Annotated in this window: 20 protein-coding genes; 15 read left to right on the plus strand and 5 right to left on the minus strand. The window is 70.3% G+C overall.

Translation table 11 applies throughout. The features are described 5' to 3' along the window. The first annotated feature begins 3 nt into the window (after positions 1–3). The 8 genes from bcsZ to CFB45_RS07600 are packed head-to-tail and all read left to right on the plus strand — an operon-like array spanning position 4 to position 12,360. Positions 4–1,224: a cellulose synthase complex periplasmic endoglucanase BcsZ gene (gene bcsZ, locus CFB45_RS07565; RefSeq protein ID WP_089425126.1), complete on the plus strand. Its 1,221-nt coding sequence runs from the start codon at positions 4–6 to the stop codon at positions 1,222–1,224. Then, a complete protein-coding gene (locus CFB45_RS07570) occupies positions 1,209–5,090 on the plus strand; it encodes a cellulose synthase subunit BcsC-related outer membrane protein (RefSeq protein WP_089425127.1) in 3,882 nt (1,293 codons plus the stop codon). The genes bcsZ and CFB45_RS07570 overlap by 16 nt, the downstream gene beginning before the upstream one ends. Before the next feature lie 17 nt (positions 5,091–5,107). After that, the gene (bcsE, locus tag CFB45_RS07575; protein WP_089425128.1) at positions 5,108–7,072 is read left to right on the plus strand and encodes a cellulose biosynthesis protein BcsE; all 1,965 of its coding nucleotides are present in this window, start codon (positions 5,108–5,110) and stop codon (positions 7,070–7,072) included. Next, positions 7,069–7,287 (plus strand): hypothetical protein, encoded by a 219-nt coding sequence (locus CFB45_RS07580; protein WP_089425129.1) that lies wholly within the window; start codon positions 7,069–7,071, stop codon positions 7,285–7,287. The genes bcsE and CFB45_RS07580 overlap by 4 nt, the downstream gene beginning before the upstream one ends. Then, the gene (bcsQ, locus tag CFB45_RS07585; RefSeq protein ID WP_089425130.1) at positions 7,284–8,063 is read left to right on the plus strand and encodes a cellulose biosynthesis protein BcsQ; all 780 of its coding nucleotides are present in this window, start codon (positions 7,284–7,286) and stop codon (positions 8,061–8,063) included. The genes CFB45_RS07580 and bcsQ overlap by 4 nt, the downstream gene beginning before the upstream one ends. Further along, positions 8,060–10,597 carry a UDP-forming cellulose synthase catalytic subunit gene (bcsA, locus tag CFB45_RS07590; protein WP_089425892.1) on the plus strand — a complete coding sequence of 846 codons (2,538 nt, stop codon included), beginning with the start codon at positions 8,060–8,062 and terminating at the stop codon, positions 10,595–10,597. The genes bcsQ and bcsA overlap by 4 nt, the downstream gene beginning before the upstream one ends. A gap of 27 nt (positions 10,598–10,624) precedes the next feature. Beyond that, on the plus strand, positions 10,625–12,181 hold the full coding sequence (gene bcsG / locus CFB45_RS07595; protein WP_089425131.1) for a cellulose biosynthesis protein BcsG: 1,557 nt from the start codon (positions 10,625–10,627) through the stop codon (positions 12,179–12,181). Beyond that, positions 12,163–12,360, plus strand: coding sequence for a hypothetical protein (locus CFB45_RS07600; RefSeq protein WP_089425132.1), 198 nt, complete (start codon positions 12,163–12,165; stop codon positions 12,358–12,360). Before bcsG ends, CFB45_RS07600 begins: the two co-directional genes overlap by 19 nt. 76 nt (positions 12,361–12,436) lie before the next feature. Here CFB45_RS07600 and CFB45_RS07605 read toward each other — a convergent pair whose 3' ends face one another. The 4 genes from CFB45_RS07605 to CFB45_RS07620 are packed head-to-tail and all read right to left on the minus strand — an operon-like array spanning position 12,437 to position 15,658. After that, complete coding sequence (locus tag CFB45_RS07605) at positions 12,437–13,321, minus strand: pirin family protein (protein ID WP_089425133.1); 885 nt, start codon at positions 13,319–13,321, stop codon at positions 12,437–12,439. 31 nt (positions 13,322–13,352) lie between these two features. Further along, a complete protein-coding gene (locus tag CFB45_RS07610) occupies positions 13,353–13,745 on the minus strand; it encodes an OsmC family protein (protein WP_011351699.1) in 393 nt (130 codons plus the stop codon). A gap of 46 nt (positions 13,746–13,791) precedes the next feature. After that, entirely contained in the window at positions 13,792–15,372 is a 1,581-nt protein-coding gene (locus CFB45_RS07615; protein ID WP_089425134.1) for a cation:proton antiporter, read from the minus strand. A gap of 25 nt (positions 15,373–15,397) precedes the next feature. Further along, positions 15,398–15,658 carry a XapX domain-containing protein gene (locus CFB45_RS07620; RefSeq protein ID WP_089425135.1) on the minus strand — a complete coding sequence of 87 codons (261 nt, stop codon included), beginning with the start codon at positions 15,656–15,658 and terminating at the stop codon, positions 15,398–15,400. Positions 15,659–15,944: 286 nt separating this feature from the next. On the opposite strand from CFB45_RS07620, the gene CFB45_RS07625 reads away from it, so the two are divergent. Further along, positions 15,945–16,631 carry a hydrolase gene (locus CFB45_RS07625; protein WP_089425136.1) on the plus strand — a complete coding sequence of 229 codons (687 nt, stop codon included), beginning with the start codon at positions 15,945–15,947 and terminating at the stop codon, positions 16,629–16,631. An 85-nt stretch (positions 16,632–16,716) separates the two neighbouring features. Here the strand turns inward: CFB45_RS07625 and CFB45_RS07630 are convergent, their stop codons facing one another. Further along, positions 16,717–17,640: a LysR family transcriptional regulator gene (locus tag CFB45_RS07630; RefSeq protein ID WP_089425137.1), complete on the minus strand. Its 924-nt coding sequence runs from the start codon at positions 17,638–17,640 to the stop codon at positions 16,717–16,719. 99 nt (positions 17,641–17,739) lie between these two features. Between CFB45_RS07630 and CFB45_RS07635 the strand changes: the two genes are divergently transcribed. From CFB45_RS07635 to CFB45_RS07660, 6 genes are read left to right on the plus strand one after another with little or no spacing between them, the layout of a single operon-like run. After that, positions 17,740–17,907 (plus strand): DUF1427 family protein, encoded by a 168-nt coding sequence (locus tag CFB45_RS07635; protein ID WP_089425138.1) that lies wholly within the window; start codon positions 17,740–17,742, stop codon positions 17,905–17,907. A 19-nt stretch (positions 17,908–17,926) separates the two neighbouring features. Next, positions 17,927–19,819: an amidohydrolase gene (locus CFB45_RS07640; RefSeq protein WP_089425139.1), complete on the plus strand. Its 1,893-nt coding sequence runs from the start codon at positions 17,927–17,929 to the stop codon at positions 19,817–19,819. A gap of 1 nt (position 19,820) precedes the next feature. Then, positions 19,821–20,273, plus strand: coding sequence for a DoxX family protein (locus CFB45_RS07645; RefSeq protein WP_089425140.1), 453 nt, complete (start codon positions 19,821–19,823; stop codon positions 20,271–20,273). Between the two features lie 26 nt (positions 20,274–20,299). After that, positions 20,300–21,214 carry a glyoxalase gene (locus tag CFB45_RS07650; protein WP_089425141.1) on the plus strand — a complete coding sequence of 305 codons (915 nt, stop codon included), beginning with the start codon at positions 20,300–20,302 and terminating at the stop codon, positions 21,212–21,214. After that, positions 21,211–21,909 carry a YoaK family protein gene (locus tag CFB45_RS07655; RefSeq protein ID WP_089425142.1) on the plus strand — a complete coding sequence of 233 codons (699 nt, stop codon included), beginning with the start codon at positions 21,211–21,213 and terminating at the stop codon, positions 21,907–21,909. Before CFB45_RS07650 ends, CFB45_RS07655 begins: the two co-directional genes overlap by 4 nt. Beyond that, complete coding sequence (locus CFB45_RS07660; RefSeq protein ID WP_089425143.1) at positions 21,906–23,426, plus strand: alginate export family protein; 1,521 nt, start codon at positions 21,906–21,908, stop codon at positions 23,424–23,426. The genes CFB45_RS07655 and CFB45_RS07660 overlap by 4 nt, the downstream gene beginning before the upstream one ends. Positions 23,427–23,492 lie beyond the last annotated feature (66 nt).

A 23,492-nucleotide genomic window follows, 5' to 3' on the forward strand; every position in this document is an offset into this window, starting at 1 on the left:
CGGATGGCGCGGGCAATGGCGAAGCGACGGGCAACGCGGCCGGCGCGGCGCGTCGGCGCGGCACTCGCGCTGGCGGTGGCGATGACGTGCACGGCGGCCGGCATGGCCACGCGCGCGCAGGCCGCGGGAGTCGGTGCGACCGACGCGGGATGCAGTGCGGCGTGGCCGCGCTGGGACGCGTTCAAGCGCGATTTCATCTCGGCCGACGGCCGCGTGATCGACGTCGGCTCGGCCGATTCACGCACGGTATCGGAGGGGCAGGCGTATGGACTTTTCTTCGCGCTGGTCGCGAACGACCGGCGCATGTTCGACACGATCCTCGCATGGACCGAGAACAATCTCGCGCAGGGCGACCTGAGCGCGCACCTGCCCGCGTGGCTGTGGGGCCGCGCGCCCGACGGCGCGTGGCGCGTGCTCGACGCGAACGCGGCATCGGACGCCGACCTGTGGATCGCGTATGCGCTCGTCGAGGCCGGGCGGCTGTGGCACGAACGCAGCTACACGGCGCGCGGCGCGCTGCTCGCGAAGCGCGTGCTCGACGTCGAGACGGCGACCGTGCCGGGCCTCGGCCTCACGCTGCTGCCCGGGCCGACGGGGTTCAAACTCGCCGACGGCCAGTGGCGCGTGAACCCGAGTTATTCGCCGCCGCAGGTGATCCGTGCGCTCGGCGCGCGCCTGCCCGACGACAAGCGCTGGGCCGCGCTCGTCTCCAGTACCGGCCGCGTGCTGCTCGACACCGCACCGAAAGGCTTTTCGCCCGACTGGGCGCTGTATCGCGCGGGCACGGGTTTCGGGCCCGACCGCGACACGCATGCGGAGAGCGCGTACAACGCGATTCGCGTGTATCTGTGGGCCGGCATGCTCGACCGCGCCGATCCGCTCGCCGCGCCGCTGCTCGCGCGTTTTGCGCCGTTCGCCGACTACATCGCCGCACATGGCGCGCCGCCGGAGAAGGTCGACACGACGACCGGCGTCGCCGGGCCGAACGACGGCAACGGCGGCTTCTCGGCGGCGGCCGTGCCGTTCCTCGACGCACGCGGCCAGCGCGCGCTGGCCGATGCCCAGGCGGCGCGTGTCGATACGCTCGCGCGCCAGTCGCCGCCCGGTTACTACACGAGCGTGCTGACGCTGTTCGGGCTCGGCTGGCGCGACGGGCGCTACCGGTTCGGCGCGGACGGCACGCTCGACGCCCGCTGGGGAGGCCGCTCGTGCGCCGCCCGCTGAAGCGCGCCGCGCCGCACGTCGCGGGATTCGCATGGCTCGCGTCGTCGGTGTGCGCGGCGGCGCCGGGCACCGCCGCGCACGCGCCGCTGGCGAACCCCGCAGCGCCGGCGACTGCCGCGTCCGCCGATGCGCAGCGTCTGCTCGACACTGCGCGGATGTGGGGCGTCAAGCATCGCGACGACCTCGCGCGCGACGCGCTGCGCAAGGGGCTGCTGATCGCGCCGGGCGATCCCGAGCTGCTGGCCGAACAAGTGCGCGTGCTGTTGCGGCTCGGCGACGCGAAAGGCGCGCAGGCGTCGCTCGCGCGGCTGCAGGCGCAGTCGCCGAATGCGCCCGCCACGCGGCGGGTGGCTGACGAATATCGCGTCGCGACGAGCGGGCGCGGCGAGATGGCACAGATCCGCCTGCTCGCGCGCAGCGGCCGCGCGGACGAAGCGGCCCGGCGGATCGTCGCGCTGTTTCCGAACGGCGCGCCGTCGGGTGCGCTCGGCGCCGAGTATTACCAGATCGTGTCGAATGCGCCGGGCGGACGCGAGCCGGCGATCGCCGCGCTGCGCCGCGCGGTCGCGGCCGATCCGCAGGACACGAGCGCGACGATGGCGCTCGCGCGGCTCTTGAACCAGCGTGCCGACACGCGGCCGGAGGCGAACCGGATCGCCTGGGCGCTCGCGAAGCGCGCCGACGCCGACCATACGGAGGCGATGGCGCTGTGGCGGCGCGTGCTGCAGTCGGCCGGCAGCGATCCCGCGTATCTCGATGCACTGCATGCGTATCTCGTGCTCGTGCCGGACGATACCGAATTCGTCGACCGCGTCGCGGAACTGGATCGCCAGCGCGACGCGCAGCGCCAGCTCGAACGCAATCCCGACTACATCGCACGGCAGCGCGGCCTGCAGGCGCTCGCGCGCGGCGACCTGGCCGGCGCCGATCCGCTGCTCACGCGCGCCGCGCGGGCGCGGGCGGACGACGCCGACGCGGTCGGCGGGCTCGGCCTGTTGCGCCTGCGCGAAGGGCGGCACGACGAAGCGCGCACGTTGTTCGCGCGTGCCGCGACGCTGTCGACCGACCAGCGCGGCAAATGGCAGGGCCTCGCGCGCACCGCGCAGTTCTGGGGGCTGCTCGCACAAGGCCGCGCGGCAGCCGCGGCAGGCCGTCCGCAGGACGAGGAGCGCGCCGCACGCGCGGCACTCGCGATGCAGCCGGACAGCCCGGATGCGAAGCTGCAGCTTGCCGACGCGTTGCTCGCGCAGCGCGACTGGGCACGCGCGGAGCCGTTGCTGCGCGAGTTGCTGGCCGCACGTTCGCCGGACCTCGCGGCCGTGCGCGGCACGGCCACGCTGTACGAGAACACCGGCCGCGCGGACCAGATCGGCCCGCTGCTCGGTGCGCTGCAAGGCCGCGTGACGGGCCGCGACGATCGGCGCGCGCTCGACGGCCTGCGTGCCGACCTGCTCGCGGACCAGGCGCGTGCGCTGGCGGACAAGGGCGAACGCGGGCCCGCCGCGCAGCGCTACGAGGCGGCCGTGCGCGCGGCGCCCGACGCGCCGTGGACGCGCTTCGCACTCGCGCGCCTCTATCGCGACATGGGGCTGCCGCAGCTCGGCCGCACGGTGATGGACGACGGGCTGGCGCAGAGCGCGACGCCCGAGATGCGCTACGCGACCGCGCTGTACCGCAATTCGCTCGACGACGTCGCGGGCGCGCAGGCCGCGCTCGCGCCGGTCGACGACGCGCACCGTTCGGACGGGATGCGCGCGCTCGCGCGCAAGCTCGAGGCGCAACGCGCGCTGGCCGACGCACGCGGCGCGCTCGCGCGCGGCGACCGCACGGCGTTTGCCGCGTCGCTCGCACAGGCGCAGGCGAGTGCGCCGGACGATCCCGACATGCTCGCCGCGATCGGCGCGCAATGGATCGACGCGGGCGAAGCCGACCGCGGGCTCGCACCGTTGCACGACTGGATCGCCGCGCACCCGCGCGAAGCCGACGCGGACGTGCGGCTGCGCTACGGCGACCTGCTCGGCAGCGCGGGGCGCGACGACGCGCTCGCCGCATGGCTCGACACGCTGCGCCGGGAACCGTCGCTGACGCCCGCACAGACGGCGAGGATCGAGGACCAGTCGCTGCGGCTCGTGCTGCGGCAGACGGACGACGCGATCGCGCAGCAGGATTACGCGCAGGCGCGCAAGCTGCTCGATCGCGCGAGCCCGGCCGGCCGCGCGGACCAGCGTTATGCGCTCGAACTGGCCGATCTCGAACGTGCGCAAGGCCATTACGATGCGGCGCGCGCCGCGCTTGCGCCGGCCGTCGCGCGCACGCCGGACGATGCGGATACGCAGCTCGCGCTGGCCCGCATCGACGAGGACAGCGGCAATCGGGCCGCGGCGCTTGCACGCGTGCAGGCCGTGCTGGCCCGCACGCCGGACGACGACGTCGATACGCAACTGTCGGCCGTGCGTCGCCTGAATGCGCTGCGCCGTCCGGACGAAGCCGGGCAGGTGACCGACCGGCTGCATGCCGCGTACCCGGCGCGCGCCGACGTGACGGTCGCGGCCGGCCGCGTGGCCGAGGCGCAGGGGCGCTATGACGATGCGGCGTCGCTGTACCGGATGTCGCAGTCGCAGGAGCGCACGACGGGCGTGAGCCCGGGCCGTGACGGACTGACGCCCGCGCAGGCCGCGTTCGCGGATCTCCAGCAGCGGCGCAATCCCGAGATCGAAACCGGCTGGACGCCCGCCTACAAGTCGGGCGACGAAGGCATCTCGTCGTATCGCGCGCAGCAGGTGCCGATCTACATGCAGATGCCGATCCGCTACGACGGGCACGTGTTCGCGCAGATCGACACCGTGCATCTCGACCCGGGCACGCTCGACACGAGCAACCCGAACGCGTATTCGCTCAGCACGTTCGGCAGCTACGCGGCGCTCAAGGCGCAGAACGCGCTGACCCCCGCATCGATCGCGAATCCGCCGGGCTCGCTGCACCAGACCGCCACGGGCGTCGCGCTCGGCGCCGGCTACCTGACGGACGCATGGCGCTTCGATCTCGGCACGTCGCCGCTCGGTTTCCCCGTGCATTACCTGGTCGGCGGCGTGCGCTATCGCTTCGACGCCGGCCCGGCCAGTTTCTCGGTGAATGCATCGCGGCGGCCGGAAACGAGCAGCGTGCTGTCGTACTCGGGGATGCGCGACCCGTGGACGGGCGCGGTCTGGGGCGGCGTGCGCCGCGACGGCGTGACCGTGCGCGCGTCGGTCGACGTCGGCCGCACGAACCTGTTCGCGGAACTCGGCGCGGGCGTGCTGTCCGGCCGCAACGTCGAACGCAACGCGGAAGTCACGCTGCGCACCGGCTTCACGGTGCCCGTGTACGAGCGTGCGACGATGAAGGTCAGCACCGGGCTCGTCGGCAACGCATGGCACTACGCGGAGAACCTGCGCTACTACACGTACGGGCAGGGCGGCTACTACAGCCCGCAACGCTACCTGTCGCTCGGCGTGCCGATCGAATGGGCGGGGCGGCACGATGCGCTGTCGTGGGACCTGACCGTCACCGGCGGGATCTCGAACAGCTACGAGAAGGATTCGCTGTATTACCCGATGTCGTCGGACCAGCGGGCCGCGCAGGTGGCGGCCGGGTTCGTGTACACGGGCAGCTCGACGCGCGGCGTGTCGTTCTCGTACGGGATCAACGGGATCGTCGAGTACCGCGTGAACCCGCACCTGAGCGTCGGCGCGCAGCTGAAGGTCGACCGGTCGCACGACTACGCGCCGAGTTCGGCGCTCGTGTACCTGCGCTATGCGTTCGACGCGCGCGCGCAACGCAGCTGGCTCGTCACGCCGACGCCGGTGCGGCTTTATTCGGATTACTAGGTTACTAGGGGAACGCCGTGAATACGGAACTCGATGCCACCCGTCCCGCATTCGGCGCCGCCGGCCTGCTGGGCCGCCTGCGTGCGCTGCTGGGCGCGCCGGCCGGCGGCCGTATCGGCACGGTGAGCCGGCTCGCGATCGACGGCTTGCCCGATGCATGGACGCAACTGGAAGCCGGCGGCCTGTACGCGATCTACGCGGCCGGCGGCACGCCGGCCTGCGACGCGCTCGTGTGGGAGAGCGCGCGACAGGCGCGCACGCGCGACGTGACGGTCGTGCTCGCGCGCGACGCGGCCCACGTTGCCGACCAGATGCAGGCGCGCGGCTTCGCGGGCGGCGCGCAGCCGGCCGGCTGGCCGCGCAACCTGAACGTGCTGGCGATGCCGCCCGCGGCCGAGCCGGCCAACGGTGACAACCCCGGCGCCGGCGCAACCGCGGACGCCCCGCGCCGCGCGGCGCCGGGCCCGTTCGCACGACTGACCGGCGGCCTGCGCGCGCTGAAGCGCTACGGCTTTCGGGCGCGCTCGCTGTATTTCGTCGAGGGCGCGCAGCGCTGGTTCAGCTGGGACGACCCGATCGCGCTCGCCGACGAGGCGCACGCACTCGCCGACTGGTGCCGCACGCGCCGGATCGCGCTGGTGCTGCTGCTCGATCCCGAGGCGACCCGCGCGGACGGCGCAGCACGCACCGACGATGCGCCGCTCGTGCGCGATGCGGATCGCACGCCGCGCAGCGGTTTCCACGGTATCTGCTCGGGCGTCGCGCAGTTGCAGCGCACGCACGGCGAGCTGCTGTGGGTCGTCGATTTCTGGCGGGCGGGCGACACGCTCGCGGCCGGCGAAGTGCGGCCGCTGCGCTTCGCGCCGGGCGGCCGGCTGTCGGCGAACGTCGACGGCGGCGCGACCGAGCCCGCGCACCGGATGAAGCTCGCGAGCGACGAGGATCGCGTCGTCGTCAGCCGCGCGGTGCTCGAAGGCGCGAACCGCGTGCCGGACGGCTGGGAGATCGTCGAAGACAACGCGGCCGTCGTCGCCGCCTGCGCGCATGCGCAGGCCGCCACCGCGGTGCTCGTGTTCCGCTCGCATGCGCAGCTCGAAGCGCTCTGCGCGGACGTGCACGCATTGCGCCGGCAGTGCGGCGGTGCGCTGAAGATCGCGGTCGTCGAGCGCGGCGAAGTGCTGCGCCAGCAGTTCGAGATGCTCGTGCTGAGCGTCGGCGCGAGCCGCGTCGTCGCGCGCGACCTGCCGGTCTCGCGGATGCAGGCCGCCGTGCACGCGTTGCCCGGCCAGCTCTATGCGCGGCCCGTCGCGGCCGACTATCGTGCAGCGCTCGCGGCCGCGCTCGGCGATTCGGTGCTCGGCTACCTGCCGGTCGGCGCGTTCTGCCTGCGGATTCGCGCGGTGCTCGATCGCGGCGCCGTGCTCGCGCTGCCGCACACGCTCGCGAAGATCGCGCTGCTGCCGGGCGTGTCGCACGTCGACGCGCTGCGGTGTTGCCGGCCGCGCCGCGCGGGCGACGTCGTGACGGCCGATGCCGCGCACCTGTACGTGTTCCTGTTCGCGTGCGAGCCGGCCGATGCGGAGGACGCGCTCGCGCGCATCTTCGACGTGCCGGTCGACACGCTGTCCGACCGCGTCGTATGCCTCGGCCACGGCAGCATCGACACCGAGCTCAACGCGCTGAAGGCGGAGAACCGGCGCGCACCGATCGCCGACTACAGCGACCTGTTCGCGGCCACGCAGCCGGCGGGCGCGACACGCCAACCGTCGGTGCGCACCGACCTCGGCGCGGCGGTGCCCGACGCGGGCGAAGTGAGCGGCGCGATCGACGCGATCGATACGATCGTCGCGCTCGAGGCGATCGGTGCGACATCGACGGCCGCGGCTGTCGACGCATCGGCGCCGGAACCCGTCATTCCCGCCGCGCGCAAGCGCAGCGCCGTCCGCAGCGCGATGCCGCTGCGCAAGGAGGGAGTCGCATGATTGCCGAAATCGTCATCGGTTTCATCGTCGGCATCGTGATCGCGGTGCCGGTGTGGATCGTCGCACAGCACCTCGGCATCGGCCGCGGTTTTCATGCGCCGCGCGGCCTTGACCGGCGCGACGCGGTGCCATGCGAGCTCGTGCCGGTCGCGCTGCGCGGGCGGCTGCTGCCCGATGCGGCGCGCGGCGAGCGCAGCGGCGAGGCGGCCCGATGAAGACGATCGCTATTGCGTCGACGACGGGCGGCGCGGGCCGCACGACGCTCACGGCCGCGCTCGCGGTGCTGCTCGCGCGTCGCGGCCGACCGGTCGTCGCCGTCGAATTCGATGCACAGAACCTGATGGGCGCGACGCTCGGCCTCGACTCGCTGGCCGAGCATGGCCTCGCGCAGAGCCTGCTCGGCGGCGGCGAGCCGTGGCATGCCCATACGTGGCGCAACGCCGACGGCGTGCTGTTCGTCCCGTACGGGCAGGTCGACGCGGCCGGCGCCGCCGCGTGCGATGCGCGGCTCGCGGCCGATCCCGCGTGGCTCGCGCGCGCGCTCGACGAGATTGCGCTGCCGGCCGACGGCGTCGTGCTGATCGACACCGCGCGCTATCCGTCGACGCAGGCCGAGCAGGCGATTCGCCGCGCGGACCTCACGCTCGTCGTCGTGCCGCCCGAGCCGACCGCGTGCGCGACGACGGCCGCGCGGCTCGGCGCGCTGCGGGCCGGCGGCGGCGAACTGCAGATCGTCGTGAACCGGCTGAATCCGGCGCGCGACATGCAGCGCGACGCGCTCGGCATGCTGCGCGCGGTCGCGGGGCCGGCGTCGATGCTCGAGCAGCGCATCCACGTCGATGCGGCCGTGCCCGAAGCGCTCGCACGCGGCAGCTGGATCTTCGACGACGCGCCGTATTCGCAGGCGTCGCACGACCTGAACGGCGTCGCGAACTGGGTCGATGCGTGGCTGGCGGCAGGCGCCGCCGGTCGCCGCGGAGCGGCGCGATGAACGCGGGCTTCGCGCTGCGCCTGCGTGTGCTCGGCCGTCGTGCGGCCGACTGGCTCGCACGCGGCATCGGGTTGCCGGCGCAACGCACGCTGGTCGACTGGATCGTGCGGCTGTTCTTCCACGCGCCGCCGCCGGGCCGGCCCGATCACGTGCGCCGCTGGGTGCGCGTCGCGTCGCTGCGGCTGGCGCAGGAGTGGGGCGTGCTGCAGCCGCTCAGCCCGCGCGAATGGCTGTGGCGCGCGATCGTGCGGGCGCCGCGCTCGGCGGAAGGCCGGCCCGCGCGCGATCCGCTCGCGTGGTTCGACCGGTATGTCGTGCCCGTCTACGTGGCCGGGCGCGCGGTCGGCCGGCGCATCGACGCGCTGCTCGCGCGCCTGCCGTGGGTGCGCTGGGGCGGCTGGCTCGATGCGCGCGCGAACGGTGTCGGCCGGCACCGCTGGCTCGCACCGCTGCTGCTGGTGGCCGGCGCGCTGCTGTGGGCCGCGGCCGGGATGTCGCCGCTGATGCCGGGCGCGCAGTTCGCGTTCTTCGCGATCGTCGCGGTGCTGGCGCTCGCGCTGCGCCGCCTGCCGGGCCATCTGCCGACGCTCGCGCTCGCGTCGCTCGCCCTGCTCGCGACGGTGCGCTACATGTGGTGGCGCACCACGCAGACGCTCGATTTCCGCAGCCCGGTCGAGGCCGTCGCCGGCTATCTGCTGTACGGCGCGGAAGCCTATACGTGGATGATCCTGCTGCTCGGCTTCGTGCAGACCGCATGGCCGCTCGACCGGCCGATCGTGCCGCTGCCCGACGATCCCGACACCTGGCCGACCGTCGACATCTACATCCCGACCTACAACGAGCCGCTGTCGGTCGTGAAGCCGACCGTTTTCGCCGCGCAGAGCATCGACTGGCCGACGGCCAAGCTGCGCGTGTATCTGCTCGACGACGGCAAGCGTCCCGAATTCGAGGCGTTCGCGCGCGAGGCGGGCATCGACTACGTGACGCGCGACGACAACCGCCACGCGAAGGCCGGCAACATCAACCGCGCGCTGCCGAAGACGCACGGCGAATACATCGCGATCTTCGACTGCGATCACGTGCCGACACGCTCGTTCCTGCAGACGACGATGGGCGTGTTCCTGCGCGACCCGAAGTGCGCGCTCGTGCAGACGCCGCACCATTTCTTCTCGCCCGATCCGTTCGAGCGCAACCTCGGCACGTTCCGCGAGATCCCGAACGAAGGCAACCTGTTCTACGGCCTCGTGCAGTCGGGCAACGACCTGTGGAACGCGACGTTCTTCTGCGGCTCGTGCGCGGTGCTCAAGCGCAGCGCGCTGGAAGAGGTGGGCGGCGTCGCGGTCGAGACCGTGACCGAGGATGCGCACACGGCGCTCAAGCTGCACCGGCGCGGCTATACGTCGGCCTACCTGCCGACCGTGCAGGCGGCCGGCCTCGCGACCGAAAGCCTCGCGGGCCACGTGAAGCAGCGCACGCGCTGGGCACGCGGGATGGCGCAGATCTTCCGCATCGACAACCCGTTCCTCGGGCGCGGGCTCGGCCTCATCCAGCGGATCTGCTACGGCAACGCGATGCTGCACTTCTTCTACGGGATCCCGCGGCTGGTGTTCCTGACGATCCCGCTCGCGTACCTGTTCTTCCACCTGTACTTCATCAACGCGTCGGCGCTCGCGCTCGCGAGCTACGTGATCCCGTATCTCGTGCTCGCGAACGTCGCGAACTCGCGGATGCAGGGGCGCTACCGCCATTCGTTCTGGGCCGAGGTCTACGAATCGGTGCTCGCGTGGTACATCGCACTGCCGACCACCGTCGCGTTCTTCAGCCCGAAGCACGGCAAGTTCAACGTGACCGACAAGGGCGGCAAGATCGACGAAGGCTACGTCGACTGGTCGACGTCGAAGCCGTATCTGGTGCTGTTCGGGATGAACGTGCTCGCGATCCTCGCCGGCCTGTGGCGGCTCGTGGCCGACCAGGGCGACGAGGCGTCGACGATCCTGATCACGCTCGGCTGGACCGTGTACAACCTCGCGATGCTCGGCGCGGCGCTGGCCGTGGCGCGCGAAACCAAGCAGGTGCGCGTCACGCACCGGATCGCGATGCGCGTGCCGGCCATGCTGCTGCTCGCCGACGGGTCGACCGCCGCGTGCTTCACGAGCGACTACTCGACCGGCGGCCTCGGCCTCGAAGCGGTGCCGGGCCTCTCGCTTGCCGTCGGCGACACGCTGACGGTGTGCGTGACGCGTGGCGACCGGCCGTTCCCGTTCCCGGTGCGCGTGAGCCGCGTGACGCCGACCCATGTCGGCGTGAGCTTCGACGAACTCACGCTCGAACAGGAGCGCCAGCTCGTGCAATGCACGTTCGGCCGCGCGGACGCGTGGCTCGACTGGCACGAAGGCCAGCGGGTCGACACGCCGCTCGGCGGGCTGAAGGAAGTGTTGCGGATCGGCCTGGACGGCAACGTACGGATGTGGAAGGGTGCGGCGCGCGGCCTGCTGGCCATGCTGGCGCCGAAACTCGATCGGGCGCGCGACTGACGCGGCGCTCATCATGGAGTGGGTTAGATGACGTTCTGGAATCTGTATTTCATCCTGAAGTTCGCGCTGTTCGCGACCGGGCACCTGCAGCCGTTCTGGCTCGCGAACCTCGCGTTCGCGGTGGCGCTCGCGGCGAGCGCGCCGATCCGGCGGCGCGCTTGGCGCATCGTCCGGCAGGTCGTGGCGATCGCGATCGCGGTGCCGCTGCTCGCGCGCGAGATGCATGCGCCGCCGCTCGCGCGGCTCGCCGAAGCCGCGCGCGAAGTGAGCACGTTCCGCCTCGAGTACTGGATGGAGCTGCTGCCGCGCCTGCTGCCGCCGGTGCTGCTGCTGACGGTGGCCGGTGTGCTGATCGTCTATTTCATCGTCAATCGCTGGCTGCGCGTCGCGACGTTCGTGCTGGCCGTGCTGGTCGTGATGCCGCTGTGGCAGGCCGGCAGCGGGCTGATGGCGCGCGTCGTCGCACCGCTTCCGCAGCAGGCGAGCGCCACGGGCACGACGCTCGCCGGCCAGCCGGAGGATCACAACGCCGCGCTCGCGACGTTCCGCACGCAGGAATCGCAGCGGCAGGTCGCGTTCGGCCATCTCGGCAACGATCCATCCGCGCAATTCGACGTGATCGTGCTGCACATCTGCTCGCTGTCGTGGGACGACCTCGATGCCGCGAAGGTGCGCAACCATCCGATGCTGAGCCACTTCGACTACCTGTTCAATAACTTCAGCACGGCCGCGAGCTACAGCGGCCCGGCGGCGATCCGCGTGCTGCGCGCGAGCTGCGGGCAGGAAGCGCACGCCGACCTGTACAAGCCGGCGCCGCAGCAGTGCTACCTGTTCTCGCAGTTGGCGAGCGCGGGCTACAAGGTGCAGTCGCTGCTGAACCACGACGGCCACTTCGACAACTTCCTGCAGGTGATCCACGACAACATCGGCGTGCCCGACGCGCCGCCGGTGTCGAACGCGGCCGCGCCGGTCGCGATGCACGCGTTCGACGGCTCGGAGATCAAGAGCGACTACGCGACGCTCGCGAACTGGTACGCGCAGCGCGCGTCGGTGCCGGGCCCGGTCGCGCTGTACTACAACACGATCAGCCTGCACGACGGCAACCGCGTCGTCGGCAGCGCGCTGACGAGCATCGACTCGTATCCGCAGCGCGTGACGAAGCTGATGGACGACTTCGATCACCTGGCCGACCTGATCGCGCAATCGGGCCGGCGCGCGGTGATCGTGTTCGTGCCCGAGCACGGCGCCGCGCTGCGCGGCGACAAGTACCAGGTCGCGGGCCTGCGCGAGATCCCAACGCCGCGCATCGTGCACGGGCCGGTCGGCGTGCGGCTCGTCGGCTTTACCGGCAACCACGGCGCGACGACCGTGATCGACCAGCCGACCAGCTTCCTCGCGCTCGCGCAACTGCTGTCGAACCTCGTGTCGAACAGCCCGTTCAAGCCCGGCACGACGCTCGCGCAGTACGCGGCCGACCTGCCGCGCACGCGGATGGTGGGCGAGAACGAGGGCACGGTGACGATGCAGACGGCCGCGGGCTACGCGGTGAAAACTCCGGATGGCGTATGGATCGACGAACAGTGATGCTTCCCGCCGACAGCGACGATGATCGCCTGTCGCAACCGAACGACGTGCTCGGCCTCGCGCGGCATTTGCCCGCGCTCGATCCCGAGCGTTACGTCGACGAGCAGGCGCGCCGCGCGTTCATCGAGTCGCTCGACCGCTGGCCGACGCTCGCGAAGCTGATGGGATTGAAGCGGTAAACGCACGACGGCCGGCATGGGAGCCGGCCGTTGCTTGCATGCGTGCGGGCGAACCCGCTTGCCGCGCGTTGTGACCTTACTGCGCCTTGCGTTCCGGCTGGCGCGTCCACTCGTGTTCTTCGCCCGGCACCTTGCCGAAGGTCTGATCGGCCCACGCTGCACGGGCCGCATCGATCTTCGCGCGCGCGCTCGATACGAAATTCCATTCGATGAACCGCTCGCCCGGCAGATGGGCGCCGCCGAGCAGCATCACGCGGGCGCCGTTCGTGCTGGCGAGCGTCACGGTCGCGCCCGGCTCGAGCACGGCCATCGTCGCGGCGGCGAGCGGCGTGCCGTCGATCGAGAGATCGCCGTCGACGAGGTACACGCCGCGCTCCTCATGTTCGGCATCGAGCGCCAGCGTGCCGCCTGCCGCGAATTCCGCAACCGCATAGAGCGTGGGCGAGAACACGGCGACCGGCGACGTGAGCCCGAACGCGGTGCCCGCGATCACGCGCACGCTCGCACCGTCGCGCGTGAACGACGGCAGCGTGTCGGCCGCATGATGGACGAACGCGGGCGCGGTGTCTTCATGCTCGACCGGCAGCGCGACCCAGGTCTGGATCCCGTGGACCGGCTGATCGCGCGGCCGGTCTTCGTCGGGCGAGCGCTCCGAATGCACGATGCCGCGGCCGGCGGTCATCCAGTTCACGTCGCCCGGCACGATCTTCTGCCGGCAGCCGAGGCTGTCGTGATGCATCAGCGAACCGTCGAACAGGTAGGTGACGGTCGCGAGGCCGATGTGCGGATGCGGCAGCACGTCGATGCCGCTGCCGGCCGGCAGCACGGCCGGCCCCATCTCGTCGAAGAAGATGAATGGGCCGACGAGGCGGGCGGCGCGCGCGGGCAGCACGCGGCGCACGACGAGGTTGCCGATGTCGCTTTCGCGCGGCGTGAGCAGGGTCTTGATCGAGGCGGACATGGTGGGGATCTGGTAGTCGAGGCGGGGCGCGTCAGGCGATCGCCGTGTCGATGGTGATCGGATGCGTGAGGATCTTGTGCACCGGGCACGCGTTCGCGATCTGCAGCAGCCGTTCGCGCTGTTCGCCGGACAGGTCGCCTTCCAGCGTGATGCGGCGCACGATCGTGCTGCCCGCGCTGCCCGATTCGTGCGCGAGCTTCACGTGCACTTCGGTGAGCGGCCAGCCCTTGCGCTGCGCGTACATTTTCAGCGTGATCGCGGTGCACGCGCCGAGGCTCGACAGCAGCAGCGTGACGGGCGCGGGCGCCGCATCGCCGCCGCCGAGCGACGCTGGTTCGTCGGCGCGCCACTGGTGGACGCCATCGCTGAAGTGGACGAGGTAATCGACGGAGCCGATGCTCGCTTCGACGGACAGTTCGCTCATTGCAGTTCCGTGTGAAAAAAGGGGAGGCCGGCGGCCGGGCCGGGCGTCACGGTTCGAGCAGCCGCTGCAGCCGCAGTTCCTCGAAATCGAGTTCCGATTCGATCCGGTGCAGCACGGCGTCGTCGACCTTGCCGTCGCGATGCAGGTCGAGCAGCGCGCGGCGCGACACGCCGACGAGGTCGAGTTCGACGCGCAGCATGCGCGCGCGCACCTGGGCCGGCTCGGCGCCGTGGCGATGCGCGCGTTCGTTGAAGGTGACGCGGTTCCGGTATTCGGCGAGCAGGCGGTCGAGCGACGGCCGCTCGAGGGTCGAGCCGCGCTGTTCGAGCGCGTCGAGTTCGGCGAGCGCCGCGCCGAACGCGTGTGCGCGCACCGCATGCTCGGACATCGTGTGCCGCGCGGCCGGGCGCAGCTTCAGCACGCGGATCAGCGGCGCGAGCGTGCCGCCCTGCACGACGAGCGTGGCGATGATCAGCAGGAACGTGCTGAACAGGATCAGGTCGCGGCCGGGGAAGTTGGCGGGCAACGCGATCGCGGCCGCGAGGCTCACGACGCCGCGCATGCCCGACCAGCCGAGCACGACGGCCTCGCGCCACGACCACGGTGCGTGGCCGGCGCGCGGCGCGCGCAGGCGGCCCGGCAGCCACATCGCGACGAACACCCACACGATGCGCGCGGCGATCGCGGCGGCGGTGGCGGGCAGCGCGACGCGCAGGCCGGCCATCAGCACCGCGCCTTCGTGGTTCACGCGCGCGAGGATCGCGTGCAGCGCGAGGCCGATCAGGATGAACACGAGCGCGTCGAGCACGAACACGATCGCTTCCCAGGTCGCCTTCGCCTTGATCCGCATGTCGGCGTCGAACACGCGATGCTGGCGCACGCCGAGCACGAGCCCGCAGGTGACGACCGACAGCACGCCCGAGCCGTCGACGGCTTCCGCGATCCCGTAGCTGCCCCATGCCATCGCGAAGGTCACGACGATGCCGAGCATCGGGTCGCGCAGGCGCGGCAGCACCCAGCTCATCGCATGGCCGCACGCGAGGCCGACCGCGATGCCGATCAGCGTGAGCGAGAAGAACAGGCCGGTGGCGCTCGCGGCCGTGATCGACACGGCGAGCGCGGCCGACACGGCCATCTGGTACAGCAGCAGGCCCGACGCATCGTTGACGAGGCTTTCGCCTTCGAGCACCGCGACGAGCCGCGCGGGCAGCGGGTGGCGCTGCAGGATCGCCTTCGCGGCGACCGCATCGGGCGGCGACACGATCGCACCGAGCGTGAAGCAGGCGGCCCACGGCAGCGCCGGGTTCACCGCATGCACGGCGAGCGCGACCGCGACGGTCGTGAACACCACGGCCCCGAGCGCGAGCGACGCGATCGATGCGAGCTCCTGCCGGAATTCCTTCCACGCGGTGTAGAACCCGCTCGACATCAGCAGCGGCGGCAGCACGGCCGCGAGCAGCAGCGCCGGGTCCATGTCGGGCACGCGCTTGCCTGCAACCGCGACCACGCAGCCGCCGAGCAGCAGCACGACGGCCGGCGGAATCGAGATCCGTTCGGCGAGCCACGTGAGTGCGCCGGCACCGCAGATCAACAGCAGCAGGTAATGAAACAGTTCGACGTTGGTCATGCGTGGCCGGTGATGAACGATTGCGTCACGACGGCTTGCGATCGTTCGGGGTGCCGCCGGGCAGCGCGCCGAACATGTGCTGGCTGCACTTCGCGTCGCGCCATGCGGTGTTCAGCCGGTGGCCCGCGAGCATGCGTCGCGCGACCGGCAGGATCTGTTCGCCGGCCAGCATGCCGAGCAGGCCGGTGAGCGCGATGATCGGCGGGGCCGGCGAGTTCACGCCGAGCGCGCCGTAGATGACACCGGCGAGGACGCCGGCGAGCAGCGACAGGACATAGGCTTTCATGATGGGCGTCTCGTGGTCTCGTGATCGAACGACGGGTGGCGACGAGTGCATCGTCGAGGTCCCTCGAAGCGTATCGGGTTTACGTGAAGAAAAAAAGGGCGGATTGCCCTTGGGCGACCACCTATTCTGGAATCCGAGTGATTCCATTTTTTGGGTGTTCGTATCAGAGGATTGCGGTTTTAATGAATCGAGACGGACGAAGCAGATCAAGCGTCGTACCCAACTCGAATCCTCCCGCGTTCGCGGCGAGGCAAGATTCCCCTTCCGTTCCAAGGATGATCACGCCATGAGCAACCCGAAGCTTGAAGTACTTACTCCGCAGAACAGCCAGGTGATCTTCATCGACCAGCAGCCGCAGATGGCGTTCGGTGTGCAGTCGATCGATCGCCAGACGCTGAAGAACAACGTCGTCGGCCTGGCGAAGGCCGCGAAGGCGTTCAATATCCCGACCACGATCACGACGGTCGAGACCGAGGCGTTCTCCGGTCATACCTATCCCGAACTGCTCGACGTGTTCCCGAACCAGAAGACGCTGGAACGCACGTCGATGAATTCGTGGGACGACCAGAAGGTGCGCGACGCACTGGCCGCGAACGGCCGCAAGAAGGTGATCGTGTCGGGTCTGTGGACCGAAGTCTGCAATACGACGTTCGCGCTGTGCGCGATGCTCGAAGGCGGTTACGAGATCTACATGGTGGCCGACGCATCGGGCGGCACGTCGCAGGCGGCGCACGATTTCGCGATGCAGCGGATGGTGCAGGCCGGCGCGGTGCCCGTGACCTGGCAGCAGGTCATTCTCGAGTGGCAGCGCGACTGGGCGCGTCGCGACACGTACGACGCGGTGATGGCGGTTGTGAAGGAGCATTCGGGCGCGTACGGGATGGGCGTCGACTACGCGTACACGATGGTCCACAAGGCCGCGCAGCGTACCGCGACGCCGCACGAGTCGATCCCGGCCGTGCCGGCGAAATAACGGGCGACCGGCGGCGGGCGACCGGCTGCGGGCGCCGTATCCGATGCAAGCGGCGGCCCGCGGCGATCCGCCGGCCGCTGCCCGCTCAGGCCGCGGGCAGCGCCCACGGCGCGTGCGAGAAATGTTCGGCGAGGAAATCGAGCAGCACCGTCACGCGCGCGGCACGCAGCATGCCGGGCGGCGTCATCAGGTTGACGTTGACGTCGGCGATCCTCCAGTCATGCATGACTTCTTCGAGTACGCCGCGCTGCAGTTCGTCCCACACCAGGAACTCGGGCTGAAGCGCGAGGCCGTGGCCGGCGATCAGTGCGGGGACGATCACGTCGGCGTTGTTGGTGCGGATGCGTCCGTGCACGTTCACGCCGAAGTCGTCGCCCGAGGCCGGGTGGCGAAAACGCCAGTGCTCGGGCGTCGGCAGGTTGGTGTAGGTGAGGCACACGTGCTTCTCGATGTCACGCGGATGCGTGGGCCGGCCATGCCGGGCCAGATACGCCGGCGACGCGACGAGCGGACGGCGCACCGCACACAGGCGGCGCGAGCGCAGCGACGAATCGCTGAGCTCGGCAATCCGGATCGCGACGTCGAACCCGCCGGACACGATGTCGACGATGTGGTCGGTGAGCACGAGGTCGATATCGACGCGCGGATGGCGCTCGAGAAACGCGGGCAGCAGCGGCGACAGATGGCGCAGCCCGAACGACATCGGCGCGTTCACGCGCACGAGGCCGTGCGGTTCGAGCGCTTGCGCGGACGCCTCGCTCTCGATCAGCTCCGCATCGGCGAGCAGGCGGATCGCACGGTCGCGCAGCAGTTCGCCGGTCGGCGTGAGCGACAGCTTGCGCGACGTGCGGTACAGCAGCATCGCGCCGAGGCGCTTTTCGAGACGCGCGATCGCCTTCGAGACGGTCGGTTGCGACACGCCGAGGAGCTCGGCGGCTTTGGCGAACGAACCGAGCTCCGCGACGCGCGCGAAGATGGCCCAGGCTTCGAGATCAGGAAGGTGTTGCATGGTCGGACAGAGTGGCAGGGAAGCGAAGTGGATACGGCGGCGCAGCATGCGGCCGGCGCGATGCGGCTCATTCTAATCCGGCCGGGGAGAATAATCGTTATGGAATCTTATCTATTGTCGCTGGCGGCAGGCGTGCTGATCGGCGTCGTGTACAGCGTGATCAAGGTGCGCTCGCCGGCGCCGCCGCTCATTGCGCTGATCGGCCTCGCCGGCATGCTGATCGGCTCGCAGGCCATCGGCTCCATCCGCCACTGGCTCGGCTTCTGACCGCATCGAGGACATATTAATGAGTGCAACTGATAATCAACCGGATCTTATCCTGCACAACGGACGCATCACGACGCTCGACCGTGCGAACCCCGTTGCCACTGCGGTCGCGATCAAGGACGGCCGCTTCGTCGCGGTCGGCAGCGACGCGGAGGTCATGCCGCTCGCGGGCCGTGCGACGAAGGTGGTCGACCTCGGCTGCCGCCCGGCGCTGCCGGGCCTGACCGACAACCATTGCCACGTGATCCGTGGCGGCCTGAACTACAACATGGAGCTGCGCTGGGACGGCGTACGCTCGCTCGCGGTCGCGATGGAGATGCTCAAGCAGCAGGTTGCGATCACGCCGGCGCCGCAGTGGGTGCGCGTGGTCGGCGGCTTCACCGAACACCAGTTCGCCGAGAAGCGCCTGCCGACGATCGACGAGCTCAACGCGGTCGCGCCCGATACGCCGGTGTTCATCCTGCATTTGTACGACCGTGCGCTGCTGAACGCGGCCGCGCTGCGTGTCGTGGGTTATACGAAGGACACGCCCGAGCCGCCGGGCGGCACGATCCTGCGCGACGCCGCGGGCAATCCGACGGGCCTGCTGCTCGCGAACCCGAACGCGACGATCCTCTATGCGACGCTCGCAAAAGGCCCGAAGCTGCCGTTCGAATATCAGTACAACTCGACGCGCCACTTCATGCGCGAGCTGAACCGGCTCGGCGTGACGGGCGTGATCGACGCAGGCGGCGGCTCGCAGAATTACCCCGACGATTACGAGGTGATCCGCAAGCTGCATGACGCGGGCGAGATGACGATCCGGATCGCCTACAACCTGTTCACGCAGAAGCCGAACGCGGAGAAGGAAGACTTCGTCAACTGGACGAAGAGCAGCAAGTACCACGACGGCACCGATTACTTCCGTCACAACGGCGCAGGCGAGATGCTGGTGTTCTCGGCCGCCGACTTCGAGGATTTCCGCGTCGCGCGCCCGGACCTGCCGGCGCAGATGGAAGACGATCTCGAAGGCGTCGTGCGCGTGCTCGCGCAAAACCGCTGGCCGTGGCGCATGCATGCGACCTACGATGAAACGATCAGCCGCGCGCTCGACGTGTTCGAGAAGGTCAACCAGGACATTCCGCTCGAGGGGCTGAACTGGTTTTTCGATCACGCGGAAACGATCTCCGAGAAGTCGATGGACCGGATCGCGGCGCTGGGCGGCGGCATCGCGGTGCAGCACCGGATGGCGTACCAGGGCGAGTACTTCGTCGAGCGCTACGGCGCGCAGGCGGCCGAAGCGACGCCGCCGGTCGCGAAGATGCTGTCGAAAGGCCTCAAGGTGTCGGCCGGCACCGACGCGACGCGGGTGGCGTCGTACAACCCGTGGGTGTCGCTCGCATGGCTGGTGACGGGCAAGACGGTGGGCGGGATGCGCCTGTATCCGCAGCGCAACCTGCTCGATCGCGAGACCGCGCTGCGGATGTGGACCGAGTACGTGACGTGGTTCTCGAACGAAGAGGGCAAGAAAGGGCGCATCGCGGTCGGGCAACTGGCCGACCTGATGGTCCCGGATCGCGATTTCTTCACGTGCGCGGAGGACGATATCGTCGATACGACGGCGCTGCTGACGGTGGTGGGCGGCCGGATCGTGTGGGGGGCGGGGCCGTTCGCGTCGCACGACGCGCCGATTCCGCCGGCGATGCCGGACTGGTCGCCGGTGCGCGCCTACGGCGGCTACGGTGGCTGGGGCGCGACGCAGCGCGACGGCGCACCGCTGCAGCGCGCGGCGGCTGCCGCGGCGATGTGCGGTTGCGCGAGTGCGTGCGGCCTGCACGGCCATGCGCATGCCAGCGCATGGAGCCGCGCGCTGCCGACCTCGGACGCGAAGGGCTTCTGGGGCGCATTCGGCTGCTCGTGCTGGGCGGTCTGACATGACGGCGCGCACTGCCCATGGCAACCCGGCATGGATCCGCGCGCTGCTGTCGCAGCCGTGGGTCCTGCCGCTCGCGCGTCTGGCGCTCGTTTCCGCGTTCCTCATCGGCGGCGTCAACAAGGCGATGCACTTCGGCGATGCGGTGGCCGAGCAGGCGCATTTCGGCCTGCAGCCGGCCGCGCTGTGGGCGGCGCTGGCGATCGTGGTCGAGATCGTCGGCTCGTTGTGCGTGGTGTTTCGCCGCTTCACGTGGCTCGGCGCCGGCGCGCTCGGCATGCTGACGCTGGTCGCGATGGTCGTGGCGAACGATTTCTGGAACCGCTCGGGTGCCGAACATTTCATGGCACTCAACAGCTTTTTCGAGCATCTTGGGCTGATCGCGGCCCTCGTGCTTGCGACCGTGCTCGGCGATGCACGGCAACCGGCCGATGACGGCCGCTCCATCCGATGACAATGAAACAACCAGGGAATCCCGTGATGAAATCCATTCGTTCCGTGCTGCTCGCCGCGCTGTTCGCGGGCGGTCTTGCCGTCGCACCGGTGGCGTTCGCGAAGCCGCCGGTGCCGCCGGCGGCCACGCCGACGGTGGCCGTCGGCCCGCAATACGACACGACGCACGTGTGCGTGGCGCCGGAAGACTTCGACCGCTTCACCGACAGCTTCGTCGCGACGTTCGGCGGCAAGAAGTCGAAGCAGGGCGTGTTCCAGGTCACGCCCACGCCGAGCCAGACGATGTCGCAACTGGTGCTCACGCCGGTCGGCACGGTCTCGGTGTTCGGCTTCAAGACACCGATCCCGTATCCGTTCTGCGCGGAGCGCACCGGTTATCTCGTCACCGACATGGACGTCGCGATGAAGACGGCACGCGCACACGGCGCGGACGTGATCGTCGACACGTTCCCCGATCCGATCGGCCGCGACGCGATCATCCGCTGGGCCGGCGTCCTGAACATGCAACTCTATTGGCATACCGAAGCGCCGCGCTACGACGCGCTGGAGACGGTGCCCGAGAATCGCGTGTACGTATCGCCGGAAAGCGTGCGCAAGCTGGTACACGATTTCGTGAAGTTCTCGAACGGCAAGGTGGTATCCGACACCCTCAAGGCGCCGGGCATCGAGATCGGCCGGCCGAACGACACGTATCGCCGCATTCGCATCGAATCGGGCTTCGGCAAGATGACCGTGCTCGTGACCGACGGCCACCTGCCTTACCCGTTCGGCCGCGAAATGACCGGTTACGAAGTGCACGATCTCGCCGCGACGCTGGAGAAGGCCAAGGCAGCCGGCGTGACCGTGCTCGTGCCGCCGTTCACGTCGGACGGCCGTGACGCGGCGCTCGTGCAGTTCCCGGGCGGCTACGTCGCCGAGATCCACGCGAGCGCCGCGCGATGAAGCACGAGGACACGATCCTTGCCGCGGTGGCCGGCTTCGTCGACACGCTGAGCTTCGTCGCGCTGTTCGGGCTGTTCACCGCGCACGTGACCGGCAACTTCGTGCTGATCGGCGCGGGCATCGCGGGCTTCGGCCAGGGTGTCGTGCTGAAGCTCAGCGTGTTTCCCGCGTTCGTCTGCGGCGTGATCGCGAGCAGCCTGATCGCGCGGTCGATGTCCGGGCGGCCCGCCTGGCAGGGCACGCGCACGCTGCATGCGGTGCAGGCCGTGCTGCTGCTCGGCTTCTGCGCGGCCGGCGTATGGGCGACGCCCGTCACGCAGCCCGACAGCCTGCCGGCACTCGTGGCCGGCATCGTCGGCACGTTCGCGATGGGCGTGCAGAACGCGCATCCGCGCGTGATTGCGCGCGCCGGCGGCGTGCCGAACACGGTGATGACCGGCAACGTGACGCAGGCGATCCTCGACGTCGTCGACATGCTTTCCGCCGGCACGGCCGAGGCCGCGCGCGCGGCGGCGCGGGCGCGCTTCGGCAAGATGCTGCCGGCGATCGTGGCGTTCGCGCTCGGTGCCGCATGCGGCGCGCTCGGGTTCCGCTTCGTCGGGTTTTTCGCGCTGCTCGCGCCGGTCGGCGCGCTCGCGACGCTTGCCCTGTGCGCGGCACAAACGGCGGGGACGACCACACAGGAGCGCGCATGATCGAGCGGGGAGGGGGGAGACATCACGGCCAGCACGCCGCACGGGCCGCGCGCGCGTCGATCGTCGCGGGGCTGCTGTTCGCGGGCGCCGACGCGGCATGCGCGCAAACGGCGCCGGCATCGACGCCGGCTTCCACGCCGGTGCAGGAGCCGGCGCCGGCCGCGTCATCGGCAACGCCAACCGCCGCTGCCGCATCGACCTGCACGGCCAAGCGCCCCGTGGTGCTGTTCAACCGCTGGCAGGAGGACTGGTCGGTGCTCGCGAATCCGTGCGTGCCTCGCGCACCCCTCGACGGCCTGAAATATCTTCCGCTCGGCAACGATCCGGCCTCCTATCTGTCGCTCGGCGTGAACCTGCGCGAGCGTCTCGAGACCAATGACGCGCCGCTGTTCGGCATCGGTTCCGCGCAATCGGATACGTACCTGATCCAGCGCATCGAAGTGCATGCCGATGCGCATCTCGGCCAGCACTGGCAGTTCTTCGTGCAGTTGCAGGACGCCCGCGCGTTCGGCAAGAACACCGTGTCGCCGGTCGACAAGAACCCGCTCGATCTCGAGCAGGCGTTCGCGACCTACACGGGCGCGCTCGGCGGCGGCACGTTCAAGTTCCGCGTCGGCCGGCAGGAGATGGCGTTCGACTTGCAGCGGTTCATCGCCACGCGCGACGGCCCGAACGTACGGCAGGCGTTCGATGCGGTCTGGGCCGTTTACGAGTACCAGAAATGGCGCTTCATCGGCTATGCGACCCAGCCGGTGCAGAACCGCAACGCGTCCGATTTCGACGACGTGTCGAATCGCGACCTCACGTTCAGCGGCGTGCGCTTCGAGCGGCAGTCGGTCGGGCCGGGCGACCTGTCCGGCTACTGGTCGCGCTACAACCGCAACAACGCACGGTTCCTCGACGCGAGCGGTCCCGAGCATCGCGACGTGTGGGACGTGCGCTACACGGGCACGCTGGGGCGCTTCGATTGGGATCTCGAAACGATGCTGCAGACCGGCACGGTCGGCAACGCGACGATCGGGGCGTGGGCCGTGGGGTCGATCGCCGGCTACAAGCTCGATGCGCCGTGGTCGCCGCGCATCGCGCTGCAGGTCGACGCGGCGTCGGGCGACCGGCATCCGCACGACGGCCGTGTGAGCACCTTCAACCCGCTGTTTCCGAACGGCTATTACTTCACGCTGGCTGGCTATACGAGTTACGCGAACCTGATTCACGTGAAGCCGTCCGTGACGCTGAAGCCGTCGGCGAACCTGTCGCTGCTCGGTGCGCTCGGCTTCCAGTGGCGCGAGACGACCGGCGACGCCGTCTATCAGCAGCCGAACATCCCGGTGCCGGGCACGGCGGGCAAGGGCGGGTTGTGGACCGGGATGTACGTGCAGCTGCGCGCGGACTGGACGATCGCCGCGAACCTGATCGGTGCGATCGAGGCCGTGCATTTCCAGGTCGGCGATGCGATCCGCCAGGCGGGCGGGCACAACGCCGACTATGTCGGCGTCGAGCTGAAGTATGGGTGGTAGCACGCGCGGCGCTGCGCGTGCGCTGGCGAAGCGCTGCCCGATGCGTGGTGCAGGATGAATGCGCGT

Origin of the sequence: Burkholderia sp. HI2500, from assembly GCF_002223055.1 — a bacterium.
Lineage (GTDB): Bacteria > Pseudomonadota > Gammaproteobacteria > Burkholderiales > Burkholderiaceae > Burkholderia.